Annotated in this window: 10 protein-coding genes; 4 read left to right on the top strand and 6 right to left on the bottom strand. The window is 70.7% G+C overall.

The annotated features are described in order from the left end of the window. Positions 1-34: 34 nt before the first annotated feature. Both Q3Y56_RS10760 and pepN read right to left on the bottom strand, forming a co-directional pair. Positions 35-1096 (bottom strand): hypothetical protein, encoded by a 1062-nt coding sequence (locus Q3Y56_RS10760; protein WP_304461729.1) that lies wholly within the window; start codon positions 1094-1096, stop codon positions 35-37. Positions 1097-1253: 157 nt separating this feature from the next. Further along, the gene (pepN, locus tag Q3Y56_RS10755; protein ID WP_304461728.1) at positions 1254-3857 is read right to left on the bottom strand and encodes an aminopeptidase N; all 2604 of its coding nucleotides are present in this window, start codon (positions 3855-3857) and stop codon (positions 1254-1256) included. Between the two features lie 156 nt (positions 3858-4013). On the opposite strand from pepN, the gene Q3Y56_RS10750 reads away from it, so the two are divergent. Beyond that, entirely contained in the window at positions 4014-4670 is a 657-nt protein-coding gene (locus Q3Y56_RS10750; RefSeq protein WP_304461727.1) for a DsbA family protein, read from the top strand. A gap of 115 nt (positions 4671-4785) precedes the next feature. On the opposite strand, the gene Q3Y56_RS10745 is transcribed toward Q3Y56_RS10750, so the two are convergent. The 3 genes from Q3Y56_RS10745 to Q3Y56_RS10735 all read right to left on the bottom strand — a co-directional run bounded on the left by Q3Y56_RS10745 (position 4786) and on the right by Q3Y56_RS10735 (position 8608). Continuing rightward, positions 4786-5427 (bottom strand): superoxide dismutase, encoded by a 642-nt coding sequence (locus Q3Y56_RS10745; RefSeq protein ID WP_304461726.1) that lies wholly within the window; start codon positions 5425-5427, stop codon positions 4786-4788. A gap of 165 nt (positions 5428-5592) precedes the next feature. Continuing rightward, positions 5593-7020, bottom strand: coding sequence for an amino acid permease (locus tag Q3Y56_RS10740; RefSeq protein WP_304461725.1), 1428 nt, complete (start codon positions 7018-7020; stop codon positions 5593-5595). A 163-nt stretch (positions 7021-7183) separates the two neighbouring features. Beyond that, positions 7184-8608 (bottom strand): amino acid permease, encoded by a 1425-nt coding sequence (locus Q3Y56_RS10735; RefSeq protein WP_304461724.1) that lies wholly within the window; start codon positions 8606-8608, stop codon positions 7184-7186. Between the two features lie 284 nt (positions 8609-8892). Here Q3Y56_RS10735 and Q3Y56_RS10730 point away from each other — a divergent pair, with 284 nt between their 5' ends. Next, the gene (locus Q3Y56_RS10730) at positions 8893-9492 is read left to right on the top strand and encodes a biotin transporter BioY (RefSeq protein ID WP_304461723.1); all 600 of its coding nucleotides are present in this window, start codon (positions 8893-8895) and stop codon (positions 9490-9492) included. Between the two features lie 136 nt (positions 9493-9628). Here the strand turns inward: Q3Y56_RS10730 and Q3Y56_RS10725 are convergent, their stop codons facing one another. After that, a complete protein-coding gene (locus tag Q3Y56_RS10725) occupies positions 9629-11056 on the bottom strand; it encodes an amino acid permease (RefSeq protein ID WP_304461722.1) in 1428 nt (475 codons plus the stop codon). 230 nt (positions 11057-11286) lie between these two features. On the opposite strand from Q3Y56_RS10725, the gene Q3Y56_RS10720 reads away from it, so the two are divergent. Both Q3Y56_RS10720 and Q3Y56_RS10715 read left to right on the top strand, forming a co-directional pair. After that, positions 11287-11775: a ribose-5-phosphate isomerase gene (locus tag Q3Y56_RS10720; RefSeq protein ID WP_304461721.1), complete on the top strand. Its 489-nt coding sequence runs from the start codon at positions 11287-11289 to the stop codon at positions 11773-11775. Then, entirely contained in the window at positions 11775-12584 is an 810-nt protein-coding gene (locus Q3Y56_RS10715) for an Fpg/Nei family DNA glycosylase (RefSeq protein ID WP_304461720.1), read from the top strand. The genes Q3Y56_RS10720 and Q3Y56_RS10715 overlap by 1 nt, the downstream gene beginning before the upstream one ends. The last annotated feature ends 22 nt before the right edge of the window (positions 12585-12606 follow it).

Genomic DNA, 12606 nt, shown 5'->3' with positions numbered 1-12606 from the left:
CGCGCCGGGGGCCCGGACCGGCCCCGGCCGACCCTCAGCGCGGCAGTACGAGGACGTAGGCGGCCGGGTCGCGGTCGACCGCGGCCATCAGGGCCGTGCGGACCAAGGCGGCCTGGTCCCCCGGGGCGTGGCGCATCCGGTGCGGCGTGGCGTACACCACCGTGATGCCCAGCCGCTCCAGCCGCTCGCGCAGCGTCGTCTCCTCGCACCGGCTTCCGGTGGCCGGCGCCGGCTTCTCGTACTGCGGCAGCCGCGCGTCCAGCACCAGGGCCACGGCCTGGTCCGGCCAGTAGGCGTCCACACCGCCCAGCCACGGGCCGCCGGGCATCCGCAGCTCGACGTTCCACAGCGGCTCGGGCAGCCCGTGGCCGCGGATCATGGCGTACAGCTGGCCCTCGGCGACGCCGCGGGCCTCGGCGAGCAGGGCGTCCACGGCGCCCGCCACGTACGGCCGCGTCAGCAGCCGCGCCGCGGTCAGCTCCCGCACGATCGCCGTCGTCTCGCAGTGCGCGCCGCGCACCGCCTCCACCAGCAGCCGGCGCACCGACGTGGCGTCCCGGAGCCGGGCCACCGCGTCCGTCAGCGCCCGGGCCACGGGGGCGGTCGGCACCCCGGCGATGTCCACCGGCTCGGGCAGCGGGTGACCGCGTACGACGCGCACATAGCCGACGGAGCGGGTCCGCCGGGTGCGCGGCACCAGGACGTCGACGTGGTCGAGGGAGAGCAGCGGGGGAGCGGCGGAGAAGTGGTGCAGGGCGAGCGCGGCCAGCCCGGTGACCATCACGGGCTCCGTCGCCGCCGTGGTGCCGGTCCGCGCGGTGGCCCCGGTCCGCGCGGGCGCGCGGCCGACGTAGAGCAGCGCGGCGTGCAGCAGCTCCTCGCCGGTCGGCGGGCCGGGGTGGAGCAGGTGGACGCCCGGCAGCAGCTGCCGCCACGGTCCGCCGGCGCGACTGCGCTCGGCGACGGTCGCGGCGGTCACACCGTGCGCACGGAGCTGGCGTGTGGTCAGCACCAGGCGCCGTACGTCGGAGAGGTGCCGCAGGGGGAGCGGGGAGAGCGGGGTGGGGGTCTCCCCGCCGGGGGAAGTGTGGTTCATGCCCCGGCCATTCCCGCGCTCTCTCCGCTCCCTAACCGCTGTTACACGTTCGTCGACGAATCAGGACAACACCGTCCTAAAGTACGGGCGTTCGAGCGCCGAAGGGCGGTGCGCCATCTGGCCCGACCGCACGGCGCGCCCGGGTGACGAGCCCAGGTCAGCGGGTGGCCCGCGCGTCGCACTCCTGGGCGCGGAGCGCCCGTGCCAGGTCGTCCCGCGCCTCGCTGACCAGACGGCGCAGCGCGGGCGCCGCGTCCGCGTGCTCCGCCAGCCAGGCGTCCGTCGCCTCCAACGTGCCGGGGTCGTCCTGGAGCGCAGGGAAGAGCCCGCGCACGATCGCCATGCCGATCTCGATCGACCGTTCGCGCCACACGCTCTCCAGCGCCGCGAAGTACCGCTTCGCGTACGGCGCGAGCAGCTCCCGCTGGTCCGCCTGGCAGAACCCCGCGATGGTGGCCTCCACCAGCGCGTTGGACAGCCGGTCCGACTCCACGACCGACGCCCACGCCTCCGCCTTGACCTCCTCCGACGGCCGGGCCGCCAGGCAGCGGACCTGGTGCCGCTTGCCGGAGGCGGTGTCGTCCCTGGCCAGCTCCGCCGCGATCACCGACTCGTCCGCCACACCGTGCGAGGCGAGCGGCTCCAGGAACACCCACCGCAGCTCCTGGTCGACGTCGAGCCCGTCGATCCGGGCCGTGCCGTCCAGCAGCCCGCGCAGCAGCCTCAGTTCGCTGTCGGAGTCGGCGTTCTGGGCGAAGAACCGGGCCCACGCCAGCTGGTGGCCGCTGCCGGGCTCGGCGAGCCGCAGCTCGCGCAGTGCGCTCTCGGCCACCTCGGCGCCCGCCTGCTCCCGGTTCTCGGGCGCGCTGTAGTGCACCAGCGCGCTGCCGGCCCAGGACTGGACCATCTGCAGTACGCCGATGTCGGTCTCGGCGCCGGCGAACCGCTGCACCAGGTCCAGGTAGTCGCGGGCGGGCATCAGCCCGTCGCGGGTGAGGTTCCACAGCGCCGACCAGCACAGCGCGCGGGCCAGCGGGTCGGTGAGGTCGCCCAGGTGCCGGCGCAGGGTGTCGAGCGAGTCCGCGTCGAACCGCACTTTGCAGTAGGTGAGGTCGTCGTCGTTGACCAGGATCAGCTCGGGCCGCTCGGCGCCCGCCAGCTCGGGCACCTCGGTGCGCGGCCCGGAGACGTCGACCTCCACCCGGGCGTACCGCACCAGCGCGCCGTCGGCGTCGCGGCGCCGGTACAGGCCCACGGCGACCCGGTGCGGCCGCAGCGTCGGGTGGCTCTCCGCCGCCTCCTGGAGGATGGACAGCTCGGTGACGCGGCCGGCCGCGTCGTACGTCGCCTGCGGCGTGAGCACATTGACCCCGGCGGTCTGCAGCCAGGCCCGCGACCAGGCGGTCATGTCCCGGCCCGAGGTCTCCTCCAGCACCGACAGCAGATCCGCCAGCCGGGTGTTGCCGTACGCGTGCCGCTTGAAGTAGCGGCGGGCGCCCTCCAGGAACGCGTCCCGGCCCACGTACGCCACGAGCTGCTTGAGCACGCTCGCGCCCTTGGCGTAGGTGATGCCGTCGAAGTTGAGCTTGGCGTCCTCCAGGTCGTGGATGTCGGCCGTGACCGGGTGGGTGGACGGCAACTGGTCGGCGCGGTACGCCCACGACTTGCGCCGGTTGGCGAAGGTGATCCAGCCGTCGGTGAACCGGGTGGCCTCCACCAGCGAGAAGGCGCCCATGAAGTCCGCGAAGGACTCCTTGAGCCACAGGTCGTCCCACCACTCCATGGTCACCAGGTCGCCGAACCACATGTGCGCCATCTCGTGCAGGATGACGTTGGCCCGGTTCTCGTACGAGGCCTGGGTCACCTTCCCGCGGAAGACGAACTCCTCGCGGAAGGTCACACAGCCCGGGTTCTCCATCGCGCCGATGTTGTACTCCGGCACGAACGCCTGGTCGTACTTGCCGAACGGGTACGGGTAGTCGAAGTGGTCGTGGAAGAAGTCCAGACCCTGCTTGGTGACGGTGAAGATGTCGTCCGCGTCGAAGTGCTTGGCGAGCGAGGCGCGGCACAGCGCGCCCAGCGGGATCTCCAACACCTCTCCGTCCGGCAGCGTGCGGCGGTAGTGGTCCCGCACCACGTGGTACGGACCGGCGACGACCGCCGTGATGTACGTCGAGATCGGCTTGGTCGGTACGAAACGCCAGGTCGCCGCGGCGTCTCCGGCTGGGGCCGGGTCGCCTTCCCGCTCGCCGTTGCTCAGCACGGTCCAGTCCGCGGGCGCGGTCACGGAGAAGGTGAACGGCGCCTTCAGGTCCGGCTGTTCGAAGGTGGCGAACACCCGGCGCGCGTCGGCCGGCTCGTACTGCGTGTAGAGGTAGACCTGGCCGTCCTCGGGGTCCTCGAAGCGGTGCATGCCCTCCCCGGTCCGGCTGTAGGCGCACTGCGCGTCCACCACCAGGACGTTCTCCGCGGCCAGGTCGTCCAGCACGATCCGCGCGCCGTCGAACACGGCGGCCGGGTCCAGCTCGCGCCCGTTCAGCACCACAGACCCGACGCTCGGCGCGACCAGGTCGGCGAAGGTCGACGCGCCCGGCTCGGCCGCACGGAACCGGATCGTCGTCGTCGAACGGAAGGTGCGCGGCCCGGCACCCTCGGCGGGGCCCACCGCGGACCGCAGATCGAGCGCCACGTCGTAGGCGTCCACGGTCAGCAGCCGGGCCCGCTCCTGGGCCTCGTCACGGGTCAGATTCTCACCGGGCACGACACGACTCCCTCGTCTTGTGTCACACGCTTCTCGAATATCGGACATCGCGCATCATGACACGGGCCGTCCGATGCCGGAATCGAGGAATGGAACCTGTGGATAAGCGCGTTACCTGAACAACGCGTATCCAAGCCATCCCTTCGAGGAGCATTCGTGACCGCGACCGACGCCGCGACCGCCGCCCCCGCCACGCCCGCCGACTTCTGGTTCGACCCGCTGTGCCCGTGGGCATGGATGACCTCTCGCTGGATGCTGGAGGTGGAGAAGGTCCGCCCGGTCCAGGTGCGCTGGCACGTCATGAGCCTCGCCGTGCTGAACGAGGACAAGCTGGACCAGGTCCCCGAGGAGTACCGGGAGATGCTGCGCACCACGGCCTGGGGCCCGGTGCGGGTCTGCATAGCGGCCGAGAAGAAGCACGGGAACGAGGTCCTCGGCCCGCTCTACACGGCGCTCGGCACTCGCATCCACCACCAGGGCCTGGCGCCCGACCACGACACGATCGTCGCCGCCCTGGAGGAGGTGGGCCTGCCCGTGGAGCTGGCGGACGCCGCCCGCAGCGACGCCCACGACGCCGCGCTGCGCGCCTCCCACCAGGAGGGCATCGGCCTGGTCGGCGAGGACGTCGGCACCCCGGTGATCGCCGTACCCGGCGCGGACGGCGACCGGATCGCCTTCTTCGGCCCGGTCGTCACCCCGGCGCCCAAGGGCGAGGAAGCGGCCCGCCTGTGGGACGGCACTCTGATGGTCGCCTCCGTTCCCGGCTTCTACGAGATCAAGCGCACCCGGACGACCGGCCCCATCTTCGACTGACGGCGAAGCACACAGGAGGGCCCCCGCGAGTCACGTCCTCGCGGGGGCCTTCCGCTATTCCGCCTGCCACGTGAAGGGTGAGAAGACGATCACGAGCAGGACGCCTTCGTCGGCCTTACGGGGCCAGCAGCAGGTTGTTCGCGCGCTCCTTCGCGGCGGCGTACCGCTTCGCCACGTCCTGCCAGTTGACGACGTTCCACATCGCCTCGATGAAGTCCACCTTCTGGTTCTTGTACTGAAGGTAGAAGGCGTGCTCCCAGGCGTCGAAGACCAGGATCGGGACGGAGCCCTGGCCGACGTTGCCCTGGTGGTCGTAGACCTGCTCCACGATCAGGCGGCCGGACACCGGCTCGTAGGCCAGCACACCCCAGCCCGATCCCTGCGTGGTGGCGGATGCCTTGGACAGCTGGGCCTTGAACTTGGCGAACGAGCCGAAGTTCTCCGCGATGGCGTCGGCGAGCTCTCCGACGCCGTCCTTGTCCAGCGGCTCACCGCCGCCGTCGCCGGTCATGTTGTGCCAGTAGATGCTGTGGAGGATGTGGCCGGACAGGTGGAAGGCCAGGTTCTTCTCCAGGCCGTTGATGGCGCCCCACTGGTCCTTGTCCCGGGCCTCCGCGAGCTGCTCAAGGGTGTCGTTCGCGCCCTTGACGTACGCCGCGTGGTGCTTGTCGTGGTGCAGCTCGATGATCTCGGGGCTGATGACGGGCGCCAGCGCCGAGTAGTCGTACGGAAGTTCAGGAAGTGTGTAGATGGCCATGCCGAGCCCTCCGACCGCTTATTGCAATTAACTTGCAAGTGCACGCTACCAGCAGGAGTGTGCCGTGGCGGGGTGGAGGGGGCCGGCTCGGTCCAAAGACGTAAGGCGGGGTGGGTCCCTGGACTTAAGGACCCACCCCGCCTTGCGGGAGAACGTGTCGAGCGGTCAGCGGCGCTTGGCGGCCGCCGTCTTCTGCCGTATGAGGCCGACGACGGTCAGGACCACCGCCAGACCCGTCGAGTAGTACAGCTGCTCGCGGGTGTCGTCCTGGCGGGCCATCAGAGCCAGGAAGGTCACCACACCGGCCAGCGCCACCCAGGTGAGATACGGGAAGCCCCACATCCGCACCACGAGCTTCTCGGGCGCCTCACGCTCCAGCCGCCGCCGCATCTGGAGCTGGGAGACCGCGATGAAGCCCCACACGATGAGCACGACCGCGCCGATCATGTTCGCCACCCAGACGAACACCTTGTCCGGCGACCAGTAGTTCAGCAGCACGGTGACGAAGCCGAAGACGCAGGACGCGGCCACCGCCAGCCGGGGCACGCCCCCGCTGACCCTGCCCAGGAACGCGGGACCCTGACCGCGCGCCACCAGCGAGTACGCCATCCGGGAGGAGCCGTAGATGTTGGCGTTCATCGCGGACAGCAGTGCGGCCAGCACCACGAACTTCATGATCTCCCCGGCCGCCGGGACGTCCAGGACGTTCAGCACCGAGACGTACGGGCCGTCGCTGACGACCTTCGGGTCGTTCCACGGGATCAGCATCACGATGACGAACATCGAGCCGATGTAGAACAACGCGATCCGCCACATGGCGGTGCGCACGGCGTTCGCGACGCCCTTGACCGGGTTCTCGGACTCGGCGGCGGCGATGGTCACGGTCTCCAGACCGCCGTAGGCGATGACCGACGCGACCAGGCCGACCACGAGGCCGTCGACGCCGTTGGGCATGAAGCCGTCGTGGCCGGTGAGGTTGTCGGTGCCCGGCGCGTCCGTGCCCGGCAGGACGCCGAAGATGGCGAGCGCGCCCAGCACCAGGAACAGCCCGATCGCGGCCACCTTCAAGGCGGCGAACCAGAACTCGAACTCACCGAAGTTCTTCACCGAGGCCAGGTTGGCGCCCAGGAAGACGACCATGAAGGCCAGGACCCACATCCAGGACTCGGTCGAGGGGAACCAGCCGGTCATGATCCCGGCCGCGCCGAGCCCCTCGACGCCGACCGCGAAGGTCAGCAGCGTCCAGTACATCCAGCCGGCCGTGAAGCCCGCCCAGGGGCCGAGCGCCCGCTCGGCGTACACCGAGAAGGATCCGGACGCGGGGTTGGCGGCGGACATCTCGCCGAGCATCCGCATGACCAGCATCACCAGGAGGCCGGACAGCGCGTACGCCAGGACGATGGAGGGGCCGGCCGCCGCGATGCCGAGACCGGAACTCACGAACAGTCCCGCGCCGATCACGCCACCGAGCGCGATCATCGACAGATGGCGCTGCTTGAGGCCATGGGACAGGGGAGTGCCGTTGCCCTGAGCGGAGGTGCCGGTGTTCTCGGCAGCGCGCTCCGGCGCGGCGGACGCGGGTGTCCGGTTCATTGGCTTTTGGTGTCCATTACGTGTGGGTGGAGGCATGCTGAGCGCCCTCAGTGTGTGGTCCGTGTCCGCTGAGGACAACACTTGCGTCAGCGATGTCTGAATATCGGACACCGGCATGACCGTACGTAGCCGACCGATCGTCAGTTCGGGAGGTCGACGGCGGTCAGCCGCGGGCCCGCAGCTCCCGCAGCCCCGCCACGGCCAGCACCGCGCCCGTCGCGCCCGCCGACCACAGAAGCTGTGGCCGCGCCTGATCGTCCGTCACCATCAGCACCAGAACGCCGGCCATCGCGACCAGGGAGGCCCAGGTCAGCCAGGGGAAGGCCCACATGCGCAGGGTCAGCAGCTCCGGGGTCTCCCGCTCGATACGGCGGCGCAGCCACAGTTGGGCGGCGGCGATCAGCGCCCATACGAACAGCAGTACGGCACCCACGGCGTTGAGCATGTACTGGAAGATCGAATCCGGCCACTTGAGATTGAGCAGCACCGAGACGAAACCGAACGCCACCGAGGCCAGCACCGCGCGGCGCGGCACCCCGCCCGGCGACACCGCCAGCAGCGAGCGCGGCGCCTCCCCGCGCTCGGCCAGCGAGAACACCATCCGGGAGGAGCCGTAGAGATTGGCGTTGAGCGCGGACAGCAGCGCCACGAACACCACGATGTTCATGATCTGCCCGGCCTTCGGCACCCCGATGTGGTCCAGCACGGCCACGTACGGGCTCTGCCCCGGCGCCATCGCGGTCCACGGCAGCACGGTGACGATGACCAGCATCGAGCCGACATAGAAGAAGAGGATGCGCCACATGGCGCCGCGCACGGCCCGGGCGACCGCCCGCGCCGGGTCGTCGGACTCCGCCGCCGCGATGGTGACGACCTCCAGACCGCCGAAGGCGAAGAGGACGGCCAGCACGCCGGAGACCACGCCACTCCAGCCGTTCGGGAGGAAACCGCCCTGCCCGGTGAGATTGGCCAGGCCCACCGGATCGGTGTCCGGCAGCGCCCCGAAGACCGCGAGCAGGCCCAGGGCGAGGAAGAGCACGATCGCGCCGACCTTGAGCGCCGCGAACCAGAACTCGAACTCGCCGAAGTTCTTCACGGCGGCCAGGTTGGCGGCGGTGAAGACCACCATGAACAGCAGCACCCAGGCCCACTGCGGCACCGACGGCACCCAGCCGTGCGCGATCCCGGCCGCCGCCGTCGCCTCCACCGCGAGCACCACCACCAGCAGGAACCAGTAGAGCCAGCCGACGGTGAAGCCCGCCCAGCGGCCGAGCGCCCGCTCCGCGTGCACCGAGAAGGCGCCCGACGCGGGCATCGCCGCCGACATCTCACCGAGCATGCGCATCACCAGCATCGCGAGCGCGCCCGCGAGCAGGTACGAGATGACGATGCCGGGCCCGGCGACGGCGATCCCGGCGCCGGAGCCCACGAACAGCCCCGCGCCGATGACGCCGCCGAGGCCGAGCATCGTCAGGTGGCGTTGCTTGAGTCCGCCCGCGAGGGGTTCGGCGGATGCGGCCGGTTCGGCGGGTGAGGCCGGTTCGGCGGGCACGGCCGCGAGCTCGTCGGTGGGCGGGGCCTGGTGCATGGTGCGGGATCACTCTCGGCTCAGCGCCCGGACGGCGGCGCTTTGGTGGGACTCCACAGTGTCCCCATGTCCGCCCGCCCGGCGCAAAACCGTTTCCCGGTACCCCGGGTCATGGTGACGAGCATCACGTGACCTGCTGAAACGGGATGTTTCACATAGCCGGGTCGTGCACGGGAACGGCCAAGGTCGCGGAGCTGCCTTTGTCGCCCGTCGACGGTGATCGGCGATCAGCGCTGGGTTAACGTCACGGTGTCCTTCACTGATCTCACCTCGGGGAGATACCGATGAGCTCCGCCTCCGTCTCCGCCGCCGGGACCCGTACGGTCCTCGCGGACGTCCTGTTCCCCGCCCGCCAGGTCCTCGCCCGTGACGCGGCGCTGGTCGTGGGCGGCGCCGTGCTCACCGGTCTGGCGGCCCAGATAAGCGTGCCGGTGCCGGGCTCCCCGGTCCCGGTGACCGGACAGACCTTCGCGGCGCTGCTGGTCGGCACCTCGCTGGGGGCCGGCCGCGGCTTCCTCTCGCTGGTGCTGTACACGCTCGCCGGCATGGCCGGCACGCCGTGGTTCGCCGAGGGCGGCTCCGGCGCCGCCATGCCGTCCTTCGGCTACGTCCTGGGCATGCTGCTGGCCGCGACCGTCGTGGGCGCGCTGGCCCGCCGCGGCGGCGACCGCGGCGTGCTGCGCACGGCCGGGACCATGGCGCTCGGCTCCGCGATCATCTACGCGGTCGGCGTGCCGTACCTGGCGGTGGCCGCGGATCTCTCCCTCAGCGCGGCGGTGGCCGCCGGACTCACCCCGTTCCTGCTCGGGGACGCCCTCAAGGCGGCGCTGGCGATGGGCGCGCTGCCCACGGCGTGGAAGCTGCTGGGCGGCCGCGAGCGCTGATTCCCGTCTCCACGGGCCGTAGCCGTAGCCGTAGCCGTAAACGTACGCGTACGCGTACGGGCCGGGACCCGCACCCTTGTCTGGTGCGGTGTCCCGGCCCGTTCGTCGTACGGCCGCTGTTCGTGCTCCGCGACGGTCAGGCGGCGCGCTTGGCCATCCGGTCGCGGACCACCGCGACGGTGAGGACCAGGGCCGCCACCAGCAGCGACAGGCTCACGACCTCGCGGTTGGCGTCGTCGAAGAACATGTAGCCCACGACGAACACGATCATCGCGGCGGTCGCCCAGGTCAGATACGGGTACAGCCACATCCGGACGACCAGCTTCTCCGGGTTCTCGCGCTCGATGATCTTGCGCATCCGCAGCTGGGTGAAGCAGATCACCAGCCAGACGAAGAGCGCGATCGCACCCGAGGAGTTCAGCAGGAACTGGAAGACGGTTTCCTTCCACTGGTAGTTGAACCAGACGGCGACGAAGCCGAAGACCACCGAGCCCAGGATGGCCGCCTGCGGGACGCCCCGGTCCGTGGTCTTCGCGAACGCCTTGGGCGCGTCACCGCGCTGGCCGAGCGAGAAGGCCATCCGGGAGGCGGTGTACAGGCCGGAGTTCAGGCACGACAGCACGGCCGTCAGCACGATGACGTTCATGATCTGGCCGGCGTGCGGGATGCCGATGGAGTTGAGCGCGGCGACGTAGGAGCCGTCCTTGGTGATCGCCTTGGAGTCCCACGGCAGCAGCGTCAGCACCACCAGGATGGAGCCCAGGTAGAAGACGCCGATCCGCCAGATGACGCTGTTGGTGGCCTTGGTGACCGCGCGCTGCGGGTCCTCCGACTCGCCGGCCGCGAGGGTGACGATCTCGCTGCCCATGAAGGAGAAGACGACCATCAGCACACCGGTGAGGATGGTGCCCCAGCCGTTGGGCATGAAGCCGCCGGCGTCGGTGAGGTGGGCCAGGCCCGCGGCCTCGTTGTCCGAGCCGGGCAGCAGCCCGAACACCGCGAGTCCGCCGACGACGATGAACGCGCCGATCGCGACGACCTTGATGCCGGCGAACCAGAACTCGAACTCACCGTAGGAGGAGACCGACGCCAGGTTGGTCGCGGTGAGCACCACCATGACGATCAGCGCCCAGGCCCACTGCGGCACCGACGGCACCCAGCCCTCGAGGATCTCCGCGCCCGCGGTCGCCTCGACGGCGAGGACCACGACCCAGAAGAACCAGTAGAGCCAGCCGATCGAGAACCCGGCCCAGCGGCCCAGCGCCCGGTCCGCGTAGGCGGAGAAGGAACCGGAGGTCGGGTTGGCCGCGGCCATCTCGCCGAGCATCCGCATGACGAAGACGACCATCGCGCCGACCAGGGCGTACGACAGCAGAATGGCCGGCCCCGCCTTGGCGATACCGGCACCGGAGCCGACGAAGAGGCCGGCGCCGATGACACCGCCGATGGCGATCATCGACAGATGGCGGTTCTTGAGACCGGCCTTGAGGCCGTCGGAGGGCTCCGTCGTGCCGGGGCCGCCGGACGACGTGCCCGGCGGGGTGGTCACGGGCTGTGCGCTCATGTGCGCGATCCTTTGCACTGGGGTTTCGAGCCAGGCCAGTGAAACCCAGGAGAACGGATAGATGAACCTTTGAATCCGGATTGTTACTTGAGGTTTCCATGAGCTTCTTTGGTATTGCTGGCCCGTAAAGAACGCGCTTTCGCCATTGCGAATCACTCGTCGCCGCGGCGGGGGCGGCCCGGTCTCCACCCCGCGCGTGCCGGTCGCCGTCGCCGTGTCACACTCGGACCATGCGCGTGTACCTCGGCTCCGACCATGCCGGTTTCGAACTGAAGAACCACCTCGTCGAGTGGCTCAAGGCCCACGGCCACGACCCCGTCGACTGCGGCCCCCACATCTACGACGCCCAGGACGACTACCCGCCGTTCTGCCTCCGCGCGGCCGAGCGGACCGCCGCCGACCCGGAGAGCCTCGGCATCGTGATCGGCGGCTCCGGCAACGGCGAGCAGATCGCCGCCAACAAGGTCAAGGGCGTGCGCGCCGCGCTGGCCTGGAGCGAGCAGACCGCAGCCCTCGGCCGCGAGCACAACAACGCCAACGTGATCAGCATCGGCGGCCGGATGCACACCACCGAAGAGGCGACCAAGTTCGTCGAGATCTTCCTGACGACCCCGTACTCGGGCGAGGGGCGGCACACCCGCCGGATCGAGATGCTCAGCGCCTACGAGACCACCGGCGAGCTGCCGCCCATCCCGGCCCACCACCCGCAGCAGGGCTGATGCCGGAGGGGCACACCATCCACCGGCTGGCCCAGGACTATCTGCGGACGTTCGGTGGCCGGCCGGTGCGGGTGACCAGCCCGCAGGGCAAGTTCGCCGACGCCGCGGCGCTCCTGGACGGCACGGTGCTCGACGGTGCCGACGCGCACGGCAAGCACCTGTTCCTGGGCTTCGAGGGGCTGGACTGGGTCCACATCCACCTCGGGCTGTTCGGCAAGGTCGGCTTCGGCGACGCGCCCGCGCCGCCGCCCACCGACACGGTCCGGCTGCGGATCGCGCACGACGACGCCTACGTCGACCTGCGCGGCCCGACGACCTGTGCGCTGATCACCCACCCCGAGAAGCTGGCGATACACGACCGCCTCGGCCCCGACCCGCTGCGCGGCGGTGACGACGGCGAGGCCGCCTGGAAGCGGATCTCCCGCAGTCGCACGACCATCGCCGCGCTGCTGATGGACCAGAAGGTGATCGCGGGCGTCGGCAACGTCTACCGCGCCGAGGTGCTGTTCCGGCACGGCATCGACCCGTACCGCCCGGGCCGCGAGCTGACCCGCGCGGAATGGGACACGATCTGGGCGGACCTGGTGGCGCTCATGCGCGAGGGCGTGGCGAACAACCGGATCGACACGGTCCGGCCCGAGCACACGCCGGAGGCGATGGGCCGTCCGCCCCGGGTGGACGACCACGGCGGTGAGGTCTACGTCTACCGGCGCGCCCGGCAGGCGTGCCATGTCTGCGGCGGCGAGATCCGCACCGCCGATCTCGCCGCCCGCAACCTTTTCTGGTGCCCGGGCTGCCAGCCGGGCTAGCCCTTCGACCCGGTCCCGGAGG

The organism is Streptomyces sp. XD-27 (genome assembly GCF_030553055.1).
Taxonomy (GTDB): Bacteria; Actinomycetota; Actinomycetes; order Streptomycetales; family Streptomycetaceae; genus Streptomyces.
Note: the sequence above shows the minus strand (reverse complement) of the source record. Positions and strands in the feature narration are given on the sequence as shown.

Coding starts and splice junctions, on each gene's coding strand:
- Q3Y56_RS10715 (WP_304461720.1), top strand. CDS start 11,775: ATGCCGGAGGGGCACACCATCCACCGGCTGGCCCAGGACTATCTGCGG.
- Q3Y56_RS10760 (WP_304461729.1), bottom strand. CDS start 1,096: ATGAACCACACTTCCCCCGGCGGGGAGACCCCCACCCCGCTCTCCCCG.
- Q3Y56_RS10725 (WP_304461722.1), bottom strand. CDS start 11,056: ATGAGCGCACAGCCCGTGACCACCCCGCCGGGCACGTCGTCCGGCGGC.
- Q3Y56_RS10720 (WP_304461721.1), top strand. CDS start 11,287: ATGCGCGTGTACCTCGGCTCCGACCATGCCGGTTTCGAACTGAAGAAC.
- Q3Y56_RS10730 (WP_304461723.1), top strand. CDS start 8,893: ATGAGCTCCGCCTCCGTCTCCGCCGCCGGGACCCGTACGGTCCTCGCG.
- Q3Y56_RS10745 (WP_304461726.1), bottom strand. CDS start 5,427: ATGGCCATCTACACACTTCCTGAACTTCCGTACGACTACTCGGCGCTG.
- Q3Y56_RS10735 (WP_304461724.1), bottom strand. CDS start 8,608: ATGCACCAGGCCCCGCCCACCGACGAGCTCGCGGCCGTGCCCGCCGAA.
- Q3Y56_RS10740 (WP_304461725.1), bottom strand. CDS start 7,020: ATGAACCGGACACCCGCGTCCGCCGCGCCGGAGCGCGCTGCCGAGAAC.